Below are 23,557 nucleotides of genomic sequence, written 5' to 3' on the forward strand. Positions count from 1 at the left end.
GCCGTCACTTTAGGCAGCCGGCCAACCGCCAGCGAGCACCATGCCGGACCGTGAGCGGACCGATCCGGCCACGTTCGCCGCCCCGGCGCAGGAGCTTCGACGCGGGTCCAATGAATGCTCCGGTCTGTTCGCGGCCAGACCGATCAACGCAGGCCAGCCGCGAGCGATGGCAGCGGGAAAGAGAAAGGCGCCGTAGTGATACGGCGCCGTTCTTCTTCATCCCGGATCAGTGAAACCGCTGACGGCCTAGATGCCGTCCGCGGCCGGCAACGTCAGCTCGGCGCGTTGCTGGCTCAGCGGTGGATGTGCCGGCGGCTCAGCCGAACGTGGCGTAGGTCGGTGCGGGCGGCGCTACGAGGGCACCAGGTCGCCGGCCGCCCACGAACATGTGCAGGCGGCCGCCGATCACGGCGACGACCGGGCGCTCCGACAGGCGCATCGTGGCGGAAGCCGCCGGTGACTTGGCCAGGCCGACCTGGTGTTCGGCGCGCATCCGTGCCGACTTGGCGGCGAACCAGGCCTTGGGCCCGGCCAGCAGGACGCACGAGGCGGATTCGGCCTGCCGCGAGTTCTCGATGGTCCGGCAAAGGTGCGCCAGGTGGTACTCGTTGAAGATGTCACCCAGCGCGGCGGACTGGAATGGCGAGGCGACGTACTCGTCCAGCAGGTTGCCCAGCACGGCGACCGCGCGCAACGCGATCCGGCGGTTCACGCCGTCCATGTGCGAGCTGCCGCCCGAAGCCTCCCAGATGGCGTCGAGGGCATTCACCAGCATCCGGAACTCCGCCTGGTTGAGCGGGCGCCGCTCCAGCGGCGTGTGGCGGCGATCGACCAGCCATGCCTGGTCGGCTGCCGGCAGCGCATGCGAACGCCGTGCGACGCGGGCCCGCGCCTCCTTCATCGACAGCTCGTCGGTAGCCGCCAGCCGCAGCGCGAGCGCTTCGCGGGTCAATGGCTGGGTGCGTGCGCTGCCATCCGTGCGATACCAGCGGCGGTACTCCAGCGTGGCCGGGTGGAACATGCGGCGCGGCGGCCGCACCGTGGCGCGCGCCTCGGCGGCGTAGTCGAGCGAGGGAGCCATCGGCCGCAGGCCGGCGGCGTGGGCAGCCAGCACGCGGTCCAGCAGGACTTCGGCAAGCGTCAGGTGCGGGTGGGAGACCGCTCGACCATCATCCCCGTCCACCGACGGAAAGTAGACGAAGCGGACGCGTGCCGCCGCATGTAACCGGTGGCCCACTTTCGCGCCATGGCAACCCTGCCCGGCCACGCGGTGGCCGATCGGCAGGGCACGGTGCGCCGTGGGCAGGTCACCCAGCAGGGCATCGACGGGGGGAAGGGAAACAGCAACCGACCGGGCCGTGGCGGCCTCTTCTATATGCGCACTTGCTGCTATCGACACGCGGGGACCTTCGTTGCTGTGGGCAGCCTGACGCTCGATCCTGCCAGCGCCGTACTCTGCCCGGGTACCACTACCGCCCAGCCCAGGCGGTTACGGTGTTAGTTCAGCATTAGTCATGCCATCGAAGTGTGCGCAATATCCCAATTCCAAAAATCCGTTTCTGCTTGGTGACCCGGCAAAGGCTATGACCCCCACCGCAGCGATCCCCGAAAACCAGTTCAAAACAGGCAAAATAGGCGGTTGGCGACGCCTCGCCCCATCACGACGGATCCCTCCTTGACCATCAAGCCCGGCCCCCTGCCCTCGCCCGACGACGCGGATACCGATCTGCTGGAGCGCCTGCGCGCCGCGGCGACGCTGCTGGAATCGGTGGCGGCCGACCGGCAACTGCTGGACCGGCTGCCGGCCGGGGATCGCCAGCGCCTGCACCAGGCGGTGGCGCAGGTCTACCACCCCGACCCGGTGGCGCGCCGGATCAAGCTGAAGGCCGCCGACAAGGCACGCCACGCCTCGAAGGTGGAGGCCGAAGAAACCGTGCTGAACCAGACCGGCATCCGCACCTTGCGCCGCAGGCCGGTGTTCACCACGCCGAACGTGTTCGTGCCGGAGGGCTTCCTGCCGCACGATGTCCCGCCCCAGGCCGATGCCGCGCAGCCGCGCGAGTCGGTCGAACCGAAGCATTGCTACGTATGCAAGCAGAAATACGCGGCGATCCACTTCTTCTACGACCAGTTGTGCCCGGATTGCGCCGCGTTCAACTACGCCAAGCGCGGCGAGCTGGCCGACCTGAGCGGTCGCGTGGCGCTGCTCACCGGCGGCCGCGTGAAGATCGGCTACCAGGCCGGGCTGAAGCTGCTGCGCGCCGGCGCCGAGCTGATCGTCACCACCCGTTTCCCGCGCGACTCGGCGGCGCGCTACGCGGAAGAGCCCGACTTTGCCGACTGGGGCCACCGGTTGCAGGTCTACGGCCTCGACCTGCGCCACACGCCGAGCGTCGAAGCGTTCTGCCAGGAGCTGGTAGCGACCCGGCCGCGGCTGGACTTCATCATCAACAACGCCTGCCAGACCGTGCGCCGGCCGCCGGAGTTCTACGCGCACATGATGGAAGGCGAGACCGCCGCGCTGCACGAGCTGCCCGAGCACGTGCGCCGGCTCGTCGGCCATTACGAAGGCCTGCGCGGCTCGAACATCCTGCCCGAGACCGGCGCCGCGACGAACCTGCCGGGCCTGACCCGCGCCGCCGAGCTGTCCCAGCTGCCGCTGCTGCCGGAGGAACTGCTGGCACAGAGCCACCTGTTCCCCGAAGGCCGGCTGGACCAGGACCTGCAGCAGGTAGACCTGCGCCAGCGCAATTCGTGGCGGCTGCTGATGGCCGAAGTGCCGTCGGTGGAATTGCTGGAGGTGCAGCTGGTGAACGCGATCGCGCCGTTCATCATCAACGCACGGCTGAAGCCGCTGATGCTGCGCACCGGCGAGCGCGACAAGCACATCGTCAATGTGTCGGCGATGGAAGGCCAGTTCTACCGCAGCTTCAAGACCACCCGCCATCCGCACACCAACATGGCCAAGGCCGCGCTGAACATGATGACGCGCACCTCGGCCACCGATTACCACAACGACGGCATCCACATGAACAGCGTCGACACCGGCTGGGTGACCGACGAGGACCCGGCCGAGCTGGCCGCGAGGAAGGTGCTGGAGGAACGCTTCCACCCGCCGCTGGACATCGTCGACGGCGCCGCCCGCATCGTCGACCCGATCATCCACGGCATCAACACCGGCGAGCACGTGTGGGGCCAGTTCCTGAAGGACTACCGGCCGACCGACTGGTAGGCGGCCGGCCGGCGGCGTTCGGCGGCGGCGACAATCCGTTTCCTTCGCGCCCGTTTCAGGCGGGAACGCCTACCCTTATGTTGCATCGGCGCCATGCTGGCGCAGTGAACATCGAGGAGTACCGCCGTGATTGAACGCAGACCTTTCGCCAGCCTGGGTGGGGCGAACCATGGCTGGCTCGACGCCAAGCATCATTTCTCGTTCGCCAGCTACCACGACGCCAAGCGCATGGGCTGGGGCGCGCTGCGCGTGTGGAACGACGACACCATCGCGCCGCAGACCGGCTTCCCGCCGCATCCGCACGCGGACATGGAGATCATCACCTACGTGCGCGAAGGCGCGATCAGCCACAAGGACAGCCTGGGCAACGAGGGCCGCACCGAGGCCGGCGACGTGCAGGTGATGAGCGCGGGCAGCGGCATCACCCACGCCGAGTACAACCTGGAGAACGTGACCACGCGCATCTTCCAGATCTGGATCATCCCCGACGAGAACGGCAAACCGCCGTCGTGGGGTGCGCGACCGTTTCCCAAGGGGGATCGTTCCGGCCGTTTCGTGGCGCTGGCCAGCGGCTTCAAGGAGGACACCGAGGCGTTGCCGCTGCGCACCGACGCGCGCGTGCTGGGCGCCACGCTCAAGGCCGGTGAAAGCACCGGGTACGCGCTGGGCCCCGGTCGGTACGCCTACCTGGTGCCGGCCACCGGCAAGGTGGACCTCAACGGCGTGAAGCTGGACGCCCGCGACGGCGCCGCGATCCGCAACGAATCGACGCTGCGCATCACCGCGATCGACGATGCCGAGCTGGTGCTGGTCGACACGGCGCCCTAGCAGAATATCGAAAAAGTCCTTCTGCACTTTTTCGACGCGCCGGGTCCGGTACACGTCCGGACTCGGCTACGTCATGTCAGGCTAGCCGGCAGCCTTGCCGAACGACGGCGGCCGATCCGCCGCGGCCGCGCCGAATTGCAGGTTCGGCGTACTGCCCATCTGGAACACCAGGGTGCCGCCCCCAGCCAGCTCGGCATGGCTGATCCAGCTGCGGCTCCATGGGCGGCCGTTCCAGCTGACCGACTGGATGTACGGGTTGCCGGGCCCGTTGCCCGGCGCCAGGACCGTCAGCTTGCGTCCGGTGCCCAGCTCGATCTCCGCGTGATCGACCAGCGGGCTGCCGAACACGTAGTTCGCGCTGACCGGATCGACCGCGTACAGGCCCAGCGCGCTGATCACGTACCAGGCGCTCATCTGGCCGCAGTCCTCGTTGCCGGCAAGTCCGTCCGGCTGCGCCTCGTACATGGTTTCCAGCAGCGAGCGTACCCGCGCCTGCGTCTTGTGGTGCGAACCGGTATACGCATACAGGTAGGCCACGTGATGGCTGGGTTCGTTGCCGTGCGCGTACTGGCCGACCATGCCGGCGATGTCCGGCGGCGCGTCGGCCGGCAGCGCCGAGCTGGTGCTGAACAGCGCATCCAGCTTGTGTTCGAACGCCCGCTCGCCGCCAAACAGCTTCATGTAATCGTACAGGTCGTGCTGGTTGAGGAAGCTTGCCTGCCACGCGTTCGACTCGGTGAAGTCGCGCCACTTCGCGGCATGGCCCATGCCGCGAGGATCGAACGGTTCCAGCCAGTGGCCGTCGCTCGCGCGCGGTCGCACAAAGCCGAGCTTGCGGTCGAATACGTGCCGGTAATTGCGCGAGCGGTGGCGTAGCCGGGTGGCATCGGCGTGCGCGCCGGCGGCCGCGGCAAGATGCGCGACGGCCCAGTCGTCGTAGGCGTATTCGAGGGTCTTGCTGACCGCCTCGCCTTCCTTGTCGCTGGGGATGTAGCCGAGCCTGCGGTAGTACGGCAGGCCGCGGTAATCGTCATCCATGGCGCGCTTGCGAAACAGCGGCCACGCCGCCGCGTAGTCGATGCCGGTGAAGCCTTTCGCCTGCGCCTCGGCCACCACCACGGCGGAGTGGTAACCGATCATGCAGCCGGTTTCCACGCCCTGCAGCGGCCATACCGGCGGGCCGTCGGGGCTTTCGCCGGCCATCCGCACCAGGCCGTTGACCAGGTCCGGCACGCGCTCGGGCTGGTACAGGGTGAGCAGCGGATGCTGCGCCCGGTAGGTGTCCCACAGCGAGTAGGTGCTGTAGTTGCTGGCACCCTCTGGCAACTGGTGCACGGCCAGGTCCATGCCGCGATAGCGGCCGTCGACGTCGCTGAACAGGGTCGGCGCGAGCATCGTGTGGTAGAGCGAGGTATAGAAGATGCGGCGGATATCCTCGGACACCGTGTCGATGAGGATGCGGCCGAGTTCGCGTTCCCATGACGCGGCGGCGGCCTGGCGCACCGGCTCGAAGTCCCAGCCGGGTATTTCCGCATCGAGATTGCGCAGTGCACCGGCGACGTCGACCCCGGAAATGCCGACCTTGACCAGCAGCGGCGCAGCGGCGATCTCCGCGACGTGCAGCGCGGCCTTCAGGTGCGTGCCGCGCGCCTCGCGGGTGCCCGCAGGGAGCGGCGCATCCTCGCTGTACAAGGTGGCCTGGGCGATGGGGCGCGACAGCCTCATCGCGAAATGGATGTGTCGGCCGCCAGCCCACTGGTGCACGCGGCGCTCGCCGACCAGGGTGTCGTTGCCGACCAGCTTCAGCTGCGCATCGCTGACCTTGCACGGCACCGTGGCGTCATCGTGGTAGCCGTGCGCGAGGTCGACCAGTAGGTGGCCACCGCCCTCGCCCCGGAACGTGTAGCGGTGCAGTCCTGCCCGCAACGTCGCGGTCAGCTCGGCAAGGATGTCGTGGTCTTTGAGGTGCACCCGGTAGTAGCCCGGCTGCGCCTGCTCATGGTCGTAACGTGAGCGGTAGCCCGGCCCGGGCTGCGCCACGCTGCCGGCGGGAAGCCCGATGCCGGCGGCGCCGTCGTGGCGCGAACGGTAGTTCAGTTCCGGCAGGCCGCGGCTGCCGGGCTGCAGCAGCACCGGGCCCTGCGCCGGCATCACCAGCACGTCGAGCATGTCGCTGGCGCCGGTGCCGCTCAGATGCGTGTGCGAAAAACCCATGATCGAGCCGTCGCCCTGGTGATAGCCCGAGCAGGCATCCCAGCCCGCATCATGGGTATCGGGGCTGAGCTGCACCATGCCGAACGGCAGCGTGGCGCCCGGATAGACGTGGCCGTGGCCACCGGTGCCGATGAAGACATCGACGTGTCGGGCAAAGCCGTCGGGCTCCGGTGCCGGCGACGGCGCCTCGCCGTGGCGGGGCGCCGCGGACGCCGCCAGCGGTTCGAGGCGACTGCCGAGCAGGCTCAATGCGGCAGCGCCCTGCAGGAAACGTCTGCGTGTCACCATGCTGCGTTCTCCGTTGCGTATTCGGGATGGCTGCGGGCCATCATGCGCGCCGCAGCAGCTGCGGCCGCTGCGTCGCCAGTTGCACGATCAGCTCGCCGAACAGGGTATTGGCCCAGGCGAACCACGCGCGGGTGAAGTGCGCCGGATCGTCCTGATCGAAGGCCTCGTGCATGAAGCCGGTGCCGGCGTGCGTGGTTTTGAGCCAGTGCAGGCATTGGCGGATCTCGCCGTCGTCGTCGCTGGTCAACCCGCGCATGATGATCGACATCGGCCAGATCATGCGCAGGCCCTGGTGCGGGCCGCCGATGCCCTGCGCCGCACGGCCGCGGAAGAAGTACGGATTGCGCGGGCTCCAGGCCAGTTCGCGGCTGCGCCGGTAGCGCGCGTCGTCGCTGCGGCAGCAGCCCAGGTAGGCCAGGCTCGACAACCCCGGCGCGTTGGCATCGTCCATGAACAGCTGGTTGCCGTAGCCGTCGACTTCGTAGGCCCAGAACTCGTTGCCGCGCTCGTCGCGCATCACGCCGAATTTCCGCAACGCCTGTTCGACCTCGTCGGCCAGTGCGGTGCACTGGGAAGCAAAGGCGCGGTCGCCGTGCACCGCCACCGCCAGTTCCGCCAGTTGTCGCAGCGAGCTCACCGCGAACAGGTTGCCGGGGATCGACAGCGGATAGATGCACGCATCGTCCGATGGGCGGAACATCTCGTGGATCAGTCCGACGGGTCGGGTCGGATTGCCGTAGCCGCCGAGGAACTGGGTGTCGGTCGGGTTGGCCGAGGGCCGCTGGAAGTGGTACTGGCCCGGGCCATGCTTGCGCTGCTGCTCGCGGAAGGTCGCCAGCACCGCGTGCATCGCACCGCGCCAGTCGTCGTCGAACGGCTGCTGGTCGCCGGTGGCCTGCCAGTAGGCATGCGCCAGCCGGATCGGATAGCACAGCGAATCGATCTCCCATTTGCGCTCGGCCACGCCTGGATGCATGTCGGTGAGATCCTGCTGCGCCCACGACAACGGTGTCTTCGACTTCGGGTCGGGCAGGAACGCATTGGCATACGGATCGATCGAGATGCACAGCGCCTGCCGCCGGATCAAGCCGCGGAACAACCGGCGCAGTGGTTCGTCGTGTGTTGCCAGCGGCACATACGGCCATACCTGTGCGGAAGAATCGCGCAGCCACATCGCATCGATATCGCCGGTGACGATGAAGGTATCCGGCTTGCCGCGCAGGCTGCCAAGCTGCACCGTGGTGTCCAGCGTGTTCGGGTAGCAGTTCTCGAACAGCCAGGCCAGTTCCGGGTCGCCGATCTTCGCCTTGGTTCGGGCGATCAGCGCCTCCACCGCCGGGCTGACGAACCGGCGCTGGCCGGGCGGCGGCCGATGGCTCACATAGCGCGGTGCGGCCAGCGCCATCGGCACGCGCCCCAGCATCACGCCGCCGGCGGCGCCGGCCATCAACTTCAACAAGGAGCGGCGCGAGGTGATCATGGCTGTGCGTTCTCCGGGGTGGTTGGCGCGCGGTGGCGCGCCGTGGCGTCGAACAGCGAATGTACATGCAGCGCATCGCGCAACGACGCGATGCCGGCTGTGCTGCCGACCCGCAGTTCGACACGTTCGCCGGGCAGCAGGTCGAGCGCATTGTCGGAAACCTTCGCATCGAGCGGGCCGAAGTCGACCCAGACCTCGCGCGCCAGGCGCTCCGCGCGCAGGCTCAGCACGATGCCGTGACCGTCGTCGGCAAGCTCGGCATGCAAGCCAGGATCGGGCAGCTGCAGCGCGAGCGCGGGCTCGAAGAAAAGCAGATGGCGCGATACCGGGCCGCCCTGCGCGACCAGCTCGAACACGGCGAAGCTGCGGTGCGGATCGGCACCCTGCAGCAGCGCCGCATCGGTCAGCCCAACGGCGCGGGTGCTGGCCAGCGCGGGCACCTGCACCTCGTCTGTCCGCTCGTGCAGCAGCCGCCCCTCCATGTCCATCACGCGCGTGCGCAACCGCGCGTGCAGCGGCGAGGTGCGATCGGACACCAGGAATACTTCGGTACGTCCGCCACGACGGATCGGCACCACCCGCAGCGGCGCGTAGAAGCGGCGTGCGTGGAACTGCAGCGCCTTCCAGCGCCCGAAATAGTCGATGCTGGACCACGATGCGCCGGGCCACACATCGTTGAGCTGCCAGTACAGCGAGCCCATGCTTTGCGGCCGCGCGCTGCGCAGGTGGTCGGCGGCCAGCTCGATGCCCTCGGCCTGCATCACCTGGCTGAGATAGACGAAGGAAGCGAAATCCTTCGGCTCGCCGTAGTACTTGCGGATGTAGAACAACAGGCGCCGGTTGCCGTTGCCGCCGTCGAACTTCTGGTGCGCGCGCATCACCGGCGAATCCGGCGACAGGTCAGCCGGCGCGGCGAAGCTGCGGATCGTCGCCAGCGCCGGGAACGACTGCAGCCCGTATTCGGACTGGAAGCGCGGCGTGGTCTTCAGGTAGTCCTCGATCGGCGCGGAGCCCGCCCAGACGTCCCACACGTGCATGTCGCCGTCATCCGGCACATTGGCCGGTCCGTCGAAATCCGTACCGGGCGACGTGGCCCAGTAAGGCACGTCCGGTGCGTAGCGCCGCACCACGCCGCGCAGGGTTTCGCCGAACAGGGTGCGCATGCCGTGCTCGACGCGCGCGCGCTCGGTGGGCCCGATGGCCTGCGCAAACTTCTTCCGGTCGGGCCAGGACTCCCAGCCCGTCTCCACCTCGTTGTTGCCGCACCACAGCACGATGCTCGGATGGTCGCGCAGGCGCACGACCTGTTCGGTCGCCTCGATCCGCGCATTCTCGCGGAACGCCGCGTCGTACGGCGGCACGGCGCCGCCGAACATGAAATCCTGCCAGATCATCAGGCCGAGCCGGTCGGCCATCGCGTAGAACGCATCGCTCTGGTAGTAGCCGCCGCCCCACACCCGCAACATATTCATGTTGGCGTCGCGCGCGGACTCGAGGACCTGCTGCATCCGCGCCCCGGTGACGCGTTCGGGAAAACTGTCGAGCGGAATCAGGTTGGCACCCTTGGCGAAGATCGGCACCCCGTTGACCACGAAGGTGAAGCTGCGGCCCCAGCGATCGTGCTGCCGCCGCAGCTCCACGCTGCGCAGCCCGGTATCACGCTCGATGCTGGCGACGACCTTGCCGGCAACAATGACATCGGCACGGAAACGGTACAGGTTCGGTGCGCCGTAGCCGGCCGGCCACCAGCGTTGCGGGTGCCCGATGCGTACGGGCAGTTCGAGGTGGTTGTCGCCCGCTGCCAGCGAGGCTTCCTGCATCACGCTGCCACGGCTGTTGTCTGGCCCGCTCCACGTCAGCCGCAGCCGGGCCTGGCCGGCGTGGTCGGCACGGATATCGAACTGCGCGAGCAACTGCGCAACGTCCGCATCGACGTGCCGCTGGGCGATGTGGAAATCCGCCAGCCGCAGGTCGTCCCAGGTTTCCAGGCGCACCGGCTGCCAGATGCCCTCGGTGACGTAACGCGGACCCCAGTCCCAGCCGTACTGGTAGCTGGCCTTGCGCACGTAGTTGGACGTCTGCCGGCCTTTCGGCTCGTCGCCGAACGCGGAATCGAATTCGCCCGGCAACGCGTACGGCTGCCTCAGCAGCCAGGGCTGCATCCGGGTGATCGGCGAATGCAGCGTGACCAGCAAGGTATTGCCGCCCGCGCGCAGCACGTTCTTCACCGGTACGCGCCAGCGCCGGAACATGTTGTCGGCGGCCAGCAGCCGGTGGCCGTTGAGCGAAACGTCCGCGAAGGTATCCAGGCCGTCGAACACCAGTTCGACATGATCGTGCCGCAGCGTCGCCGCATCGATCGCGAGCGGCAGCTCATACTGCCAGTCGGCCAGGCCGATCCACTGCAGCGCGGCCTCGTTGGCGCGCCAGAACGGGTCGCCGACCGCGCCGGCGGCCAGCAGGTCGGTCTGCACGCTGCCCGGCACATGGGCGGTACGCCATGCTGCCGCCTCCGGGTGCGCGCGCACGGCGGCAGAGTCCGGCACGAGGCGGAAATGCCAGCCTGTCGCGAGCGTCTGCGAGTCGGTTGCCGGGGCCGGGCCGGCACGGCATGCGCCGGCGAACAGGACCAGCACGGCCATGAGCCCGTTCAGGGTGACCGCGGCAATCGGCAGAACATGCCTGCCCGGTCGCGTCCTGTGCTTCGTCATGCGCAAACCTTTGGCCGTGGAATCGTGGCGTCGTTGCGGATTTGCGGTGGCAACGGCTTCGTGAAGGTATACGCGATCGGGGCAACGGTAAATGCGACCACAGACACGTGTCGAGCCTCCGCCCGTGTGTTGGGGAAACTTGATATCGCACGTGCCAGTGCCAATCAATGCCATTGACCCGCAGCCGCGGCGACCCGGATGCAAGCGCCGATGGAAAACAGCATGCATGGCGGCCGGTTCGTGCCGGCGTGGCAAGCCGGCGCGAATTCGACCGCAAGACCCGGAGTGCCACGGCGGTGGCCGGTCCGTAGATTGCGCCTTGAGCGATAATCCGACGGAAGGAACAGCCATGAAGACCTTCGACAAACAGGCGGCACGTGCCACCACTCTCGCCGACCCACGCTGGGTAGCGGTACGGGCGCGAGACGCGCATGCCGACGGCAGCTTTTTTTATTCGGTGCGCAGCACCGGCGTGTACTGCCGCCCATCCTGCGCCGCGCGCCCGGCCCGGCCCGAGAACGTGGCGTTCCACGCCACCGCCGCCGCGGCGGAGCGTGCCGGTTTCCGGCCGTGCAAGCGTTGCCGGCCCGACCGGCCGTCGCTGGCTGAGCAGCACGCGGCACTGGTCACTACCGCCTGCCGCACGATCGAGCAGGCCGAGACAGAGCCCACGCTGGAGCAACTGGCGAAACCGAGCGGGCTCAGCCCGTTCCACTTCCACCGCGTGTTCAAGGCGGTCACCGGGGTGACTCCCAAGCAGTACGCCACGGCACATCGCAGCCGTCGCGTGCGCAACGAGCTGGAGCGCAGCCACAGCGTGACCGAGGCGATCTTCGACGCCGGCTACAACGCCAGCAGCCGCTTCTACGAAAGCGCTGGCGAGGTGCTGGGCATGACGCCCTCCAGCTATCGCGCCGGCGGCGCCGACAGCGAAATCCGCTTCGCGATCGGCGAATGCTCGCTGGGCTCGATCCTGGTCGCGCAGAGCGAACGCGGCGTGTGTGCGATCCTGCTCGGCGACGACCCCGACGCGCTGGCCCGCGACCTGCAGGATCGTTTCCCGAAAGCTCGCCTGATCGGCGGCGATCGCAACTATGAAAAGTTGGTGGCGCAGGTGGTGGGCTTCGTCGAAGCCCCCGCCATCGGCCTGGACCTGCCGCTGGACGTGCGCGGTACCGCGTTCCAGCAGCGCGTGTGGCGGGCGCTGCGCGAGATCCCCGCCGGCAGCACCGCCAGCTACAGCGAGATCGCGCGGCGTATCGGCTCGCCCACGGCGACGCGGGCAGTGGCCCAGGCCTGTGCCAGCAACATGCTGGCGGTGGCGATTCCGTGCCATCGCGTGGTGCGCAACGACGGCGGCCTGTCCGGCTACCGCTGGGGCGTGCCGCGCAAGCGCGCGTTGCTGGATCGCGAGGCGCAGGCATGAACGCGCAGTTGCGCCCTGCCCCCGAAGCCGACGCGCGGCTGCAGGCCTTCGACTGGGCGCGCATCTCCGGCGAACTCGACACGCACGGCTGCGCGATGCTGGAAGCCCTGCTGTGCCCGCAGGAATGCGCGGCGCTGGCCGGGCTGTATGCCGGGGATGAGGGTTTCCGCAGCCGCGTGGTGATGGGCCGCCACGGCTTCGGCCGCGGCGAATACCGCTATTTCAGCTATCCGCTGCCGGAACTGGTGGAGGAATTGCGCAGCGCGGCCTACCCGCGGCTGGCGCCGATCGCGAACCGCTGGAACGCATCGATGGGGCTGCCCGTACGCTACCCCGCCAGCCATGCCGAATTCATGGCACGCTGCCATGCCGCCGGCCAACGGCGCCCTACCCCGTTGCTGCTGCAGTACGGTGCGGGCGACTACAACTGCCTGCACCAGGATCTGTACGGCGAGCACGTATTCCCGCTGCAGCTGGCCATCCTGCTGTCCGAGCCGGGACGCGACTTCGGCGGCGGCGAGTTCGTGCTGACCGAGCAGCGACCGCGCATGCAGTCGCGTGTCGAGGTGGTGCCGCTGCGGCAAGGCGACGCGGTGGTGTTCGCGGTGCACCAGCGGCCGCTGCAGGGCACGCGCGGCAGTTACCGGGTGACCATGCGCCACGGCGTCAGCCGTGTGCGCAGCGGCCATCGGCACACGCTCGGCATCATCTTCCACGACGCCACATGATCACGGCCGACCTGTTCGCCGCCATCTCCGCCCCTGCCCGTCGGGATGAAGCGCTGTGCGAGGGCGCGGTGGTGTTGCGCGGGTTTGCGCTGGCCGGCGAGACGCCACTGCTGCAGGCCATCGCGGACATCGCGGCACAGGCACCGTTCCGCCACCTGGTCACGCCCGGCGGCCTGCGCATGTCGGTGGCCATGACCAATGCCGGGTCGCTGGGCTGGATCAGCGACCGCCGCGGTTATCGCTACGATCCGATCGATCCGGACAGCGGCCGGCCTTGGCCGCCGACGCCGCCGGCCTTCCTGCAACTGGCCGATGCCGCCGCCGCGCACGCCGGCTTTGCCGGTTTCGTGCCGGATGCCTGCCTGGTCAACCGCTACGAAGCCGGCACCCGGCTGAGCCTGCACCAGGACCGCGACGAGCGCGACATGGGCGAGCCGATCGTCTCGGTCTCGCTGGGCATCCCGGCGATGTTCCTGTTCGGTGGACTGCAACGCTCCGATCGTCCGCAGCGCGTGCCGCTGGCGCACGGCGACGTGGTGGTATGGGGTGGCCCGGCGCGGCTGCGCTACCACGGCGTGCTGCCGCTGAAGCCGAACCACCACGCGGCGCTGGGCGATGTCCGCATCAACCTGACGTTCCGTCGTGCCGACTGACGCCGCGGCCTTCCTGGCTGCGATCGACGCCGACTGGGCGCGCCTCGTCGCGCAGGTCGGCCCCTGCGGGCACGAACCGAAACCGACGCGCGAGCCGTACGAGGCGCTGGTGCGCGCGGTGGCCTACCAGCAACTGCATGTGAAAGCCGGCGACGCGATCCTGGCCCGGCTGCTGGCGCTGTACCCGCAACAGGCGTTTCCGCTGCCGGCGCAATTGCTCGATGCCGGGATCGACGCGATGCGCGGCTGCGGGTTTTCGGCGCGCAAGACCGAGACGATCCGCGGCATCGCCGCCGCCGCGCAGGATGGCGTGGTGCCGGACCTGGGCACGGCGCTGGCGCTGTCAGACGAGGAGCTCGTCGCCCGGCTCGGCGCACTGAAAGGCATCGGCCGCTGGACCGTGGAAATGTTCCTGATCTACAGCCTGGGCCGGCCCGACATCCTGCCGGTGGACGACTTCGGCGTACGCGAGGGCTATCGCCTGCTGAAATCGCTGGACACGGCGCCCGCACCAAAGGCGCTGGCGGCAATCGGCGCAAGATGGAGTCCGCATCGCACCGCAGCCGCCTGGTACCTGTGGCGCGTGCCGCGGCCGCCGAAGACCGCCAGGCGGACGGCAGGCTGACGGCCAACCGGTACCGGCCACTCCACTCGATCTTTTCGGTCGAGCTCCACTCGACCTTGGTGCAAGTGCCCGCGCCGCTACGGCTTGCTACCCTCGACGGATCGTCCGGTTCGCGAGGCAGGCATGGCACATACCCACGGCATCCACACCATCGACACCGGCTTCGTGCGGCCGCAGTTCGATGCGGCCTACCTGCTGGTGGAGAACGGCCGCGGCGCCTTCATCGACTGCGGCACGAACTTCGCCGTGCCGCGCATGCTGGCGGCACTCGACCAAGCCGGGATTTCCGCCGCGGCGGTGGACTGGCTGATCCTCACCCACGTGCACCTGGACCATGCCGGCGGCGCCGGCGAGCTGATCGCGCAGTTGCCGAACGCGCAACTGGTGGTGCATCCGCGAGGTGCCAGGCACATGGTCGACCCCTCGGTGCTGTGGGCAGGCGCCAGTGCGGTGTACGGCGAGTCGGTGATGGAGCAGACCTACGGCCGGCTGCGTCCGGTCCCGGTCGAACGGGTGACCGAGGCGCCGGACGGGCACGTGGTGGATCTGGCCGGCCGGCCGCTGCGCTGCATCGACACCCCCGGCCATGCCAAGCATCACCTCACCGTGTACGACGAGCGCGCCGCCGCGTGTTTCACCGGCGACGTGTTCGGCCTCTCCTATCGCGATTTCGATACCGCCAAGGGCCCGTTCATCCTGCCCACCACGTCGCCGGTGCAATTCGATCCGCCGGCGCTGCATGCGTCGATCGAGCGGTTGCTCGCGCTGCAGCCCGCCGCGATGTACCTCACCCACTATGGCCGGGTGGAGGACGTCGGACGGCTGGCGGCCGACCTGCACGTGCAGATCGACGCGATGGTCGCGCTGGCCCGCACCGCGCACGGCCGGCCCGACCGGCATGCCGCGCTGCTGGAATCGCTCACCGATCTCTACGCCGCCCGCGCCGAAGCCCATGGTTGGCAGCAGAGCCGCGACGCGCTGCGCCAGCTGCTGGGCATGGACATCGAGTTGAACGCGCAGGGGCTGGAGGTATGGCTGGACCGCTGATCGGCAGACGCTCACTTGCCCGTTGTGCGTGCTTCCTGTCGTTCCTTGGCCAGGCGTTCCTCGAAGCGCGGCTCCGCCGCCGCGGCGTAGGCGCGGCAGGCGCCAGGATCGACCAGGGCGGCGGACGAATGCCCGCGATCGCGTGCGGCAACCTTCTGCATGAAGCCGCTGGCCTCCGGATGCGGGGTGATCAGGATGTCGCAAGGCAGGCCGGCGACAGTCGCGAAGGAGTGGCGGAAAGCGGCGACCCGGGCCGGCTCATCGCCGTAGCGAAAGCCGTCGCGGCCGAGCGCGGTGAGGCTGTCGACATAGGCCAGCGCCAGGCAGCGCCCCGCTTCGCACGAACGCCAGGTCCACGAGGTGCTGCCCGGCGTGTGGCCGGGTGTGTAGTGCGCCACCATCGCGATCGGCCCCACCCGCACGGCGGCACCATCGGCGACCACCTCGACCGGCGCGACCGCCGGATAGCGCGGCGCCATGCCGTACTGCGGGTCGTCCGGATCGTCACCGCCGAGGCCCAGTTCCCTCGCCCCGGTCGCGCTGGCCGCTACGGTGGCGCCGCTGTCGCGCGCCAGCCGGGCGATCGCCCCGGCGTGGTCGGAGTGGGCATGCGAGTTGAGGATCAGCCTGACGTCGCGCAGGCGGAAACCGAGTGTGCGGATGTTCGCCTCGATCTGCGCCGCATTATCTTCCAGCGTGCCGTCGATCAGCACATGACCCTGCGGCGACGTGACCAGGATCGCGCTCAGCCCCCGCGTGCCCACGTACCAGCTGTTGCCGTAGATGCGAAATGGCTGTTGCGGCTGGCTCCAGCTCGCCTCCTGCGCATGCGCCAGGCTGGCCAGGAAAAGGCTGGCGCCGATCAACGTTGTGCGGATGAATGGGTTCATGCAGGGCTCCATGGCGGGGACGAAACCGTCATGGTGGCGGACGGTGGCGAACCTGCGCTGGCGTATTGCAGGCAAATCGCGGGCAACGCACCGCCGGTTCAGGCCAGCCGCGTGCCGTTCGGTACCGGGCGTTCGATCGCGGTGACCACCACGCCCTCGTCGGTGGGAAAGCCGGTGAGCAGGAACTGCGAGCGGAACGGTCCGATCTGCTTTTCGGGGAAGTTGATCACGCCCACGACCTGCCGCCCCAGCAGATCCTCGGCCCGGTACAGCGCGGCGACCTGCGCGCTGGTCTTCTTCTCGCCGTAGGGGCCGAAATCCACCCATACCTTCCACGCCGGCTTGCGCGCCTCGGGGAACGGTTCCACCTTCGTCACCGTGCCGGCGACGATCAGCACCTTCTCGAAATCGGCCCAGCTGATCCCGGGGTGGTCCGTTTCACTCATCCTTCCAGCCTCGTCTTCAGACAGTCGCGACCCTGCTGCCACCAGTAGCTGGCCTGTGCCGCAAGATAACCGAATGGGCGATGGGTGTTGCCCAGGCCGTAGCCGGCGAACTGTTGCCAGCGGTCGTCGCCTTCGGCGATCGCCGCCGCCAGCAGCTCGCCGGCGGCGCAGGTCGGCGCCAGCCCGTGCCCGCCGAACGCCTGCGCCCACCACAGGCCTTGGCCGTCACCGCCGATCTGCGGCATCTGGTGCCGCGCATAGCTCATCAGGCCCGACCAGGCGTGGTCGACTCGCACGCCCTCCAGTTGCGGGAACACCCGCAGCAGGTCCTTCGTCAGCAGCCGCTGCACTCCGCGCGGCGAGCGGTTGAGCACCGAGATGCGTCCGCCCCACAGCAGCCGCGTATCCGGCAGCGCACGGTAGTAATCGAAGGCGAAGCGGCTGTCGTAGATCGCCGCGCGGGTGTGCAGGCAGTCGTCCAGGCGGGCGCCGAGCGGCTCGGTCACCATCACGTAGGTGGCGATCGGCAGGATCGCCCGGTCGATCGGTTTGCGCAGGCCGGCCAGGTAGCCACCGCATGCCAGCACCACCTGGTCGGCCAGCAGCTCGCCGTGCGCCGTGCGCAGGCGCCACTGCAGGCCTTCGCGCACGAGGCTGCGCACGCCGCTGTGTTCGTGGATGCGTACGCCCTGCGCGGCCGCCGCGGCGGCCACGCCGATCGCATAATTGAGCGGATGCAGATGCAGCGCATCGCGCTCGTACAGGCCGTCGTGGTAACGCTCGCTGCGGATACGTGCGCGCAATTCGGTCTCGGGCAGCCACTGCCAATGCACGCCGTAATGGTCGGCCAGCAACTGCTGGCGCTGGCGCAACACGGCCGGATCGCGGAACCAGTTCGCCCAGATCACCCCCTCGTCGACCATGTCGCAGGCGATCGAATGATCGGCGACGCGCTGGCGGATCCGCCCGACCGCCTCGGTGGTGAGTTTGAACAACGCTCGCGCGCGCGCCTCGCCCAACTGCTCGAGCAGCGACCGTTCGCCCAGCGAATAGCCGGCGAAGACGAAGCCGCCGTTGCGGCCGGAGGCGCCGAAGCCGACCTGCTCGCGCTCCAGCAGCACCACGTCGCGCATGCCGCGCTCAGCCAGCCCGAGTGCGGTGTTCAGGCCGGCGAAGCCGCCGCCGATCACGGCGACACGCGCGTGCGCGTTGCCCTGCAGCGGCGCATACGCCGCGTACGGCGTCGCCGTGGCGCGGTAATAGGACGCGGAGGCGGAGGATTTCATGCCGTGGGGCCGCTCGAGCCCGGGTGACTCAAAGCTGGCCGAGGAATTCTCGCACGGTGGGCGCGAGTTTCGGATCCTGCATCGCCATGTGCATGGTGGCACGCACCAGCCCCGCCTTGTTGCCGCAGTCGAAGCGGATGCCTTCGAAGCGATAGGCCAGTACCTTGCCCTGTTCCTTCAGCAGCGCGTCGATCGCGTCGGTGAGCTGGATCTCGCCACCGGCGCCGGGCGTGGTCTGCTCCAGCAGCTGGAAGATGCGGCCCGGCAGCACGTAGCGACCGACCACCGCGAGGTTCGACGGCGCGTCCGCGGGCCTGGGCTTCTCCACCATGTGACGGATCCGCGCGCTGCGCCCGTCGACCGGCACGGCATCGACGATGCCGTACTTGTCGGTCTGGTCGTGCGGAACTTCCTCCACCGCGATCACGCCAGCCTGCTGTGCATCGGCGAGCTCGGCCATCTGCCGCAGCGCGCTCTTGCCGGCACCGTTCCAGATCAGGTCGTCCGGCAGGATCACGCCGAACGGCTCGTCGCCGACCACAGGCTTGGCGCACAGTACGGCGTGGCCCAGGCCGAGCGCCTCGGGCTGGGTCACGAAGATCGCCCGCACATGACGCGGCAAGGTGCCCTGCACCAGTGCCAGCAGTTCGGCCTTGCCTTTCTCATGCAGTTTCGACTCCAGCTCGTAGGCCTTGTCGAAGTAGTCGGCGATCGCGTGCTTGTAGCGGTTGGTGACGAAGATCAGGGTGTCGGCGCCTGCGTCCACCGCCTCGTCGACGGCGTACTGGATCAGCGGCTTGTCGAGGACCGGCAGCATTTCCTTGGCGACCACCTTGGTCGCCGGCAGGAAGCGCGTGCCGAGTCCGGCCACGGGAAACACCACTTTGCGCAGGGGCTTGCTCACTCATTGCTCTCCGGGTTGATGCGGCGGATCGACACCACGTTGTCCGGCTGCGCCGATTCGCTCCAGCGGAACGACGGCAGCAGGCTGGACACGCAGCGGCGAAGCTCTTCTTCGTTGAATTCGTCGACCGCCTCGGCGGCCTTGGACAGCAGTGCCCGCAGCAGCTCCCACGAAACCTCGCGGTGCTGCGCCAGGAAGATCTTGGCGTGGGCGGTGGCGCTGTAATTTTCCAGCGGGTGGAACAACTCCTCGAACAGCTTCTCGCCGGAGCGCAGGCCGGTGTAGACGATCGGGATCTCGCTGCCCGGCTTCTTGCCGGCGAGACGGATCATCTGTTCGGCGAGGTCGCGGATCTTCACCGGTTCGCCCATGTCCAGCGCGTAGATCTCGCCACCCTTGCCGATGCTGGCGGTCTGCAGGATCAGCTGGCAGGCCTCGGGGATCGTCATGAAGTAGCGCGAGATCTCCGGGTGGGTCACGGTGACCGGGCCGCCTTCGCGGATCTGCCGGCGGAACAGCGGCACCACCGAGCCGGCCGAATCCAGCACATTGCCGAAACGCACCGTCATGAAGCGCGTATCGGTGTGCGCATCGAGATTCTGGCAGTAGATCTCGGCAACGCGCTTGCAGGCGCCCATCACGCTGGTCGGGTTGACCGCCTTGTCGGTGGAGATCAGCACGAAGCACTCGACCCCGTTCGCGCAAGCCGCATCGGCCACCGTGCAGGTGCCCAGCACGTTGTTGCGGAACGCCGCACGCAGCTGCCCCTGCAGCATCGGTACATGCTTGTACGCGGCAGCGTGGAACACCACCTGCGGCCGCGCGGCCGCAAACGCCTTTTCCATCGCGGTCTGGTCGCCGCAGTTGGCCAGGATGCCGTCGAAGACCATCTCGGGAAAATCCGCGCGGAGCTCCTGGCCGATCCGGTACAGGTTGTATTCGCTCTGCTCCACCACGGTGAGCGATTGCGCACCCAGACGGGCAACCTGGCGGCACAGTTCCGAGCCGATCGAACCGCCGCCGCCGGTGACGAGCACATGGCGTCCACTGAGGGTTTCGCGGATCGCGGTCCAGTCCAGCTCCACCGCGTCGCGGCCGAGCAGGTCCTCGATCGCCACTTCCTTGATCTGGTTGAACTGGGCGCGGCCGGCCACCACGTCCTCCAGCCGCGGCACGGTCCGGTACGGCAAATCGGTGGTGTCGCACAAGGCCACCACCCGCCGCATCTCGGCCGTCGTGGCCCCGGGCAAGGCGATCAGCAACATGTCGACGGCGGCTTCGCGGGCCACTTCGGGCAACTGCTCGAAACGTCCCAGTACCGGATGCCCATTGATGCTGGCACCGCGCAGGCTGGGCTCGTCGTCGACGAAGCCGACCACCACGTAGCGGCTGTCGCGGCGCAGGTCGCGCGAAAGCACTTCGCCGGCCCGATCAGCACCCACGATCAGCACCCGCTTCACCGACTGGTTGTGCAGCAGGTCGTTGCGGCTGTCCTTCCAGTAGCGATAAGCCAGCCGGGGAGCGCCGAGCAGGACCGCGAGCAGTATGGGATAGAGCACCAATACCGAGCGCGGCACGCCATCGAGGCGGTTGTGCAGAAACAGCGCCACCCCGATGAGCAGGGCGCCGATCACCACGGCGCGCGCGATGTTCCAGAGATCCGGCAAACTGGCGAAGCGCCAGACGCTGCGGTACAACCCGGTCCAGCGGAAGATGAGGCCCTGCACCAGCAACACGATGGGGAATTCCAGCGCACTGAAGTGGACGAGCTCATCCGGCTTCAGCGCGTAGCGCAGGATCTTGGCGATCCACCAGGCGAGCGCAGTCACCACCAGGTCGTGCAGCACGACGGCGATGCGCGGATGGATGAAGCCGACGAACCTACGCAGCGACATGACGCCCCTTGGGCTGGTGGCGTCGCAGGCAGCGACGTTTCAGCGACAGCCATGCGGCCGTCGCGCCGAGATAAAGCGCTATGGTAATCGGCAGCGCCATGTACAGATGACTCCACGCCAACCAGGCCAGTGGTGCGGCGATCAGCAGGTTCCAGCCCAGATAGGCCGCTCCCGCGCCGGCATGCGTTCCCCCGCGACGCACCAGCCATTGGTACAGGTGTTCGCGGTGTGCAGTGTACCAGCGCCGTCCATGGCGCATGCGTGTCAGCAAGGTCAGGCTGGCGTCGGCCACGAAGGCTGAGGACAGGATCAGCGCCGGCCACAGCAAAGCATGGTCCACCCGCCACAGCATCGCGCTGAAAGCGAAGACCAGCAAGCCGATGCTGCCGCTGCCGACGTCGCCCATGAAGATCCGCGCCGGCGGCAGGTTGAAGCACCAGAAGCCCAGCGCGGCCGCCGCCAGCAAGCCGGCCGCCAGTGCCAGCGCCGGTTGGGCCGAGGACCAGGCCAGCAGGCCGATGCCGATCCCGACGAAGATCGCCTGCTGCGCCAGCAGGCCGTCGATGCCATCCATGAAGTTGTGCAGGTTGATGCTCCAGGCACCCCCGAGCAGCAGCAGCGGCAGCCACCATACCGACGGGCCGGTTGCCAGCAAGGTCGATGAAAACAGGCCGACTCCGAGCAGCTGGACAGCCAGTCGCGGCAGCGCCGGCAGCGAGCGGTGATCGTCCCACCAGCCGGCCAGCGCCACCAGCAGGAGCGCGGCGCACAGGCTTGCAATCACCTCAGCCGGCCATGCCGCCGGCAGACTCCACAGCACGCCCGGCAGGCAGACCAGCATCGCCACGACGATGCCGATGCCGCCGCCGCGCGGGGTCGGCAGACTGTGCGAGCGGCGCTGGCCGGGCTGGTCGAGCATCCCGCGCCGGCGCGCGTAGCCGATCGCGCCGCGCACCAGCAGCACGCTGATCAGGAAGCTGCTCAGCAACCATCCGATGGTCGTGTACATGCTCATGTCACTCGCTGGCGACACCGTGGATCGGGCGGATCGTGCTCCAGTTCTTGCAGCTCGGGCATTGCCAGTGATGCGCCTTGGCGCCGAAGCCGCAACGGCTGCAGCGATACATCGCCTGGCCCTCAAGCAGCTTGCGGGTCAGGTCGCGCAGGATCAGGAAATTTTCGCGCGCCTCGCCCTCGATCTTGTCCATGGTGGCGTCGATCAAGGCCATCAGGCCGCGCACCGACGGCCGCAACCGCAACTGCGCGGTGAGGAAATCGACGGCCGCCCGCTCGCCGTCGCGCTGACGGTAGAGATGGGTCAGCGCCAGTACCGGCGACACACCATGGTAGCGGCCCAGCATGTCGCGCAGGAAACCCTCGGCGCGCTCCATCTGCTGCGACCGGGCGTAGCTGTTGAGCAGCGGTGGCAGGATGTCCGGGGTAAACGCGATATCGGCATTGATCGCGGCTTCGTAGGCGGTCACCGCCTCGGCATGCTGGCCATCCTCGGACAGCAGGCGGCCGGTCAGCATGAACGCGCGTACGCAGTCCGGCTGGCATTCGAACGCCTGGCGCAGGTAGTCGCGCGCCTCGGCACGGGCGCCATGCTGGCGCGAGCGTTCGGCCAGCTCGCAGTAGAACTGCGCGATCATCGGTGCCTCTTCCTCCCCGGTCATCACCTCGAGCCGCCGGGCATGCTCGATCGCCTTGTGCCAGTCGCGCTCGTGCTGGTAGATCGCGATCAGATGGCGCAGCGCCGACGGCGCATGTGCGTCCATCGCCACCAGGTCGGAGAACAGCGCCTCGGCGCGATCCAGCAAGCCGGCGCGCATGTAGTCCTCGCCCAGCTCGAGCAGGGCCACCGTCTTCATCGCGTCGGTCAGGCCCGGCCGCGAGACCAGGTGCTGGTGCAGCCGGATCGCCCGGTCCACCTCGCCGCGGCGGCGGAACAGGTTGCCCAGTGCCAGGTGCGTCTCGACCGTGTCGCGGTTGTACTCGGCCAGCTTGAGGAAAACCTCGATCGCCTTGTCCTGCTCCTCGTTGAGCAGGTAGTTGAGGCCGCGGAAATAGTCCGAGGACAACTCGCTGACTTCGGCCCCGGAGCGGCGCACACCGATCTGGCGGGAGGCCCACCAACCCAGGACGAACGCGACCGGAATCAGTGCAGCCAGGACATACAGGTGGTTCATGGCGTGAGCGGCGACTTCTGGTCTGCCCGCAGTTGCCGGCGCTGACGCGTGCTCACGCCCACCCAGGCGGTAAGCCCGCCCAGCAGCCAGCCGATCACCATGGCACCCAGCAGAGCGGCCCCCTTGGGCAATTGCATCCGGAAGAACGCGAGGTCGTAGTCGACGAGGTCGGCATTGAGCGCCCCGAGCACGATGCCGGCGGCGACGAAGATCACGAGGATGACGATGGCTAGCGGGCGCATGGCACGACTTTACCCGATTGATCGTGACAGGCACAGGCGGCGCAATCCGTTCATGCGGCGATGATTCATGCCGCTGCAGGGCCATCGCGGATTCCGCGCAAAAAGAAGGCAGGACCGACTTGCGTCGCCTGCCTTCGGTCCAGTCTGGGCGGTCGGTCAGCCGACCTCCTGCTCCAGGTCCATGTTGACCCGTTCGCGCAACTCCTTGCCCGGCTTGAAGTGCGGTACATGCTTGCCGGGCAGCGCCACGGCATCGCCCGTCTTCGGGTTGCGACCCATGCGCGGTGGCCGGTAATGCAGCGCGAAGCTGCCGAACCCGCGCACCTCGATGCGTTCGCCGTGAGCCAGGGCGTGGCTCATCTGCTCGATGACGCTCTTGACGGCCATCTCCACATCGGCGAACGCGAGATGGGTCTGGCGCCTGGCGAGCGCCTCGATCAATTCGGATTTAGTCATGGGGCCCCAATGTCCGT

General features: G+C 68.4%; 20 protein-coding genes. 7 read left to right on the plus strand and 13 right to left on the minus strand.

Annotated features, from left to right (window positions below; genetic code table 11):
- Positions 1 to 316: 316 nt before the first annotated feature.
- Positions 317 to 1,399, minus strand: a complete 1,083-nt coding sequence (locus DEO45_RS02705; RefSeq protein WP_223250764.1) for a hypothetical protein — start codon at positions 1,397 to 1,399, stop codon at positions 317 to 319.
- A 276-nt stretch (positions 1,400 to 1,675) separates the two neighbouring features.
- Between DEO45_RS02705 and DEO45_RS02710 the strand changes: the two genes are divergently transcribed.
- Both DEO45_RS02710 and DEO45_RS02715 read left to right on the plus strand, forming a co-directional pair.
- On the plus strand, positions 1,676 to 3,232 hold the full coding sequence (locus DEO45_RS02710) for an SDR family NAD(P)-dependent oxidoreductase (protein WP_114340786.1): 1,557 nt from the start codon (positions 1,676 to 1,678) through the stop codon (positions 3,230 to 3,232).
- A 126-nt stretch (positions 3,233 to 3,358) separates the two neighbouring features.
- Positions 3,359 to 4,060 (plus strand): pirin family protein, encoded by a 702-nt coding sequence (locus DEO45_RS02715; RefSeq protein ID WP_114340787.1) that lies wholly within the window; start codon positions 3,359 to 3,361, stop codon positions 4,058 to 4,060.
- Between the two features lie 81 nt (positions 4,061 to 4,141).
- Here DEO45_RS02715 and DEO45_RS02720 read toward each other — a convergent pair whose 3' ends face one another.
- Genes DEO45_RS02720 through DEO45_RS02730 form a run of 3 tightly spaced genes read right to left on the minus strand, consistent with a single transcriptional unit; the run spans position 4,142 to position 10,684 of the window.
- On the minus strand, positions 4,142 to 6,562 hold the full coding sequence (locus tag DEO45_RS02720) for a GH92 family glycosyl hydrolase (protein ID WP_114340788.1): 2,421 nt from the start codon (positions 6,560 to 6,562) through the stop codon (positions 4,142 to 4,144).
- Positions 6,563 to 6,602: 40 nt separating this feature from the next.
- The gene (locus tag DEO45_RS02725; protein WP_114340789.1) at positions 6,603 to 8,042 is read right to left on the minus strand and encodes a glycoside hydrolase family 125 protein; all 1,440 of its coding nucleotides are present in this window, start codon (positions 8,040 to 8,042) and stop codon (positions 6,603 to 6,605) included.
- On the minus strand, positions 8,039 to 10,684 hold the full coding sequence (locus DEO45_RS02730; RefSeq protein ID WP_114340790.1) for a beta-mannosidase: 2,646 nt from the start codon (positions 10,682 to 10,684) through the stop codon (positions 8,039 to 8,041). Before DEO45_RS02730 ends, DEO45_RS02725 begins: the two co-directional genes overlap by 4 nt.
- Before the next feature lie 418 nt (positions 10,685 to 11,102).
- Between DEO45_RS02730 and ada the strand changes: the two genes are divergently transcribed.
- From ada to DEO45_RS02755, 5 genes are all read left to right on the plus strand, one after another.
- Positions 11,103 to 12,179 (plus strand): bifunctional DNA-binding transcriptional regulator/O6-methylguanine-DNA methyltransferase Ada, encoded by a 1,077-nt coding sequence (gene ada, locus DEO45_RS02735; protein WP_114340791.1) that lies wholly within the window; start codon positions 11,103 to 11,105, stop codon positions 12,177 to 12,179.
- Positions 12,176 to 12,907, plus strand: coding sequence for a 2OG-Fe(II) oxygenase (locus DEO45_RS02740; protein WP_114340792.1), 732 nt, complete (start codon positions 12,176 to 12,178; stop codon positions 12,905 to 12,907). Before ada ends, DEO45_RS02740 begins: the two co-directional genes overlap by 4 nt.
- Positions 12,904 to 13,560: a DNA oxidative demethylase AlkB gene (alkB, locus tag DEO45_RS02745; protein WP_114340793.1), complete on the plus strand. Its 657-nt coding sequence runs from the start codon at positions 12,904 to 12,906 to the stop codon at positions 13,558 to 13,560. The genes DEO45_RS02740 and alkB overlap by 4 nt, the downstream gene beginning before the upstream one ends.
- Positions 13,550 to 14,185: a DNA-3-methyladenine glycosylase family protein gene (locus tag DEO45_RS02750; protein WP_114340794.1), complete on the plus strand. Its 636-nt coding sequence runs from the start codon at positions 13,550 to 13,552 to the stop codon at positions 14,183 to 14,185. The genes alkB and DEO45_RS02750 overlap by 11 nt, the downstream gene beginning before the upstream one ends.
- Before the next feature lie 123 nt (positions 14,186 to 14,308).
- Positions 14,309 to 15,232, plus strand: a complete 924-nt coding sequence (locus tag DEO45_RS02755; protein ID WP_114340795.1) for an MBL fold metallo-hydrolase — start codon at positions 14,309 to 14,311, stop codon at positions 15,230 to 15,232.
- Between the two features lie 11 nt (positions 15,233 to 15,243).
- Here DEO45_RS02755 and bla read toward each other — a convergent pair whose 3' ends face one another.
- The 9 genes from bla to DEO45_RS02800 all read right to left on the minus strand — a co-directional run bounded on the left by bla (position 15,244) and on the right by DEO45_RS02800 (position 23,540).
- Positions 15,244 to 16,122, minus strand: a complete 879-nt coding sequence (bla, locus tag DEO45_RS02760; protein WP_114340796.1) for a subclass B3 metallo-beta-lactamase — start codon at positions 16,120 to 16,122, stop codon at positions 15,244 to 15,246.
- 98 nt (positions 16,123 to 16,220) lie between these two features.
- Positions 16,221 to 16,568 (minus strand): tRNA-binding protein, encoded by a 348-nt coding sequence (locus DEO45_RS02765; RefSeq protein ID WP_114340797.1) that lies wholly within the window; start codon positions 16,566 to 16,568, stop codon positions 16,221 to 16,223.
- Positions 16,565 to 17,854 carry an NAD(P)/FAD-dependent oxidoreductase gene (locus DEO45_RS02770; protein ID WP_114340798.1) on the minus strand — a complete coding sequence of 430 codons (1,290 nt, stop codon included), beginning with the start codon at positions 17,852 to 17,854 and terminating at the stop codon, positions 16,565 to 16,567. Before DEO45_RS02770 ends, DEO45_RS02765 begins: the two co-directional genes overlap by 4 nt.
- Positions 17,855 to 17,882: 28 nt before the next feature.
- Entirely contained in the window at positions 17,883 to 18,758 is an 876-nt protein-coding gene (galU, locus tag DEO45_RS02775; protein WP_114340799.1) for a UTP--glucose-1-phosphate uridylyltransferase GalU, read from the minus strand.
- Positions 18,755 to 20,653: a polysaccharide biosynthesis protein gene (locus DEO45_RS02780; protein WP_114340800.1), complete on the minus strand. Its 1,899-nt coding sequence runs from the start codon at positions 20,651 to 20,653 to the stop codon at positions 18,755 to 18,757. Before DEO45_RS02780 ends, galU begins: the two co-directional genes overlap by 4 nt.
- A complete protein-coding gene (locus tag DEO45_RS02785; protein WP_114341291.1) occupies positions 20,640 to 21,662 on the minus strand; it encodes an MraY family glycosyltransferase in 1,023 nt (340 codons plus the stop codon). The genes DEO45_RS02780 and DEO45_RS02785 overlap by 14 nt, the downstream gene beginning before the upstream one ends.
- Positions 21,663 to 21,669: 7 nt before the next feature.
- Positions 21,670 to 22,842: a lipopolysaccharide assembly protein LapB gene (lapB, locus tag DEO45_RS02790; protein WP_114340801.1), complete on the minus strand. Its 1,173-nt coding sequence runs from the start codon at positions 22,840 to 22,842 to the stop codon at positions 21,670 to 21,672.
- On the minus strand, positions 22,839 to 23,084 hold the full coding sequence (locus DEO45_RS02795) for a lipopolysaccharide assembly protein LapA domain-containing protein (RefSeq protein WP_114340802.1): 246 nt from the start codon (positions 23,082 to 23,084) through the stop codon (positions 22,839 to 22,841). Before DEO45_RS02795 ends, lapB begins: the two co-directional genes overlap by 4 nt.
- Before the next feature lie 156 nt (positions 23,085 to 23,240).
- Positions 23,241 to 23,540, minus strand: a complete 300-nt coding sequence (locus DEO45_RS02800) for an integration host factor subunit beta (protein WP_114340803.1) — start codon at positions 23,538 to 23,540, stop codon at positions 23,241 to 23,243.
- Between the last annotated feature and the right edge of the window lie 17 nt (positions 23,541 to 23,557).

The sequence above is a fragment of the Rhodanobacter denitrificans genome (genome assembly GCF_003335105.1).
GTDB classification, from domain to species: Bacteria; Pseudomonadota; Gammaproteobacteria; order Xanthomonadales; family Rhodanobacteraceae; genus Rhodanobacter; species Rhodanobacter denitrificans_A.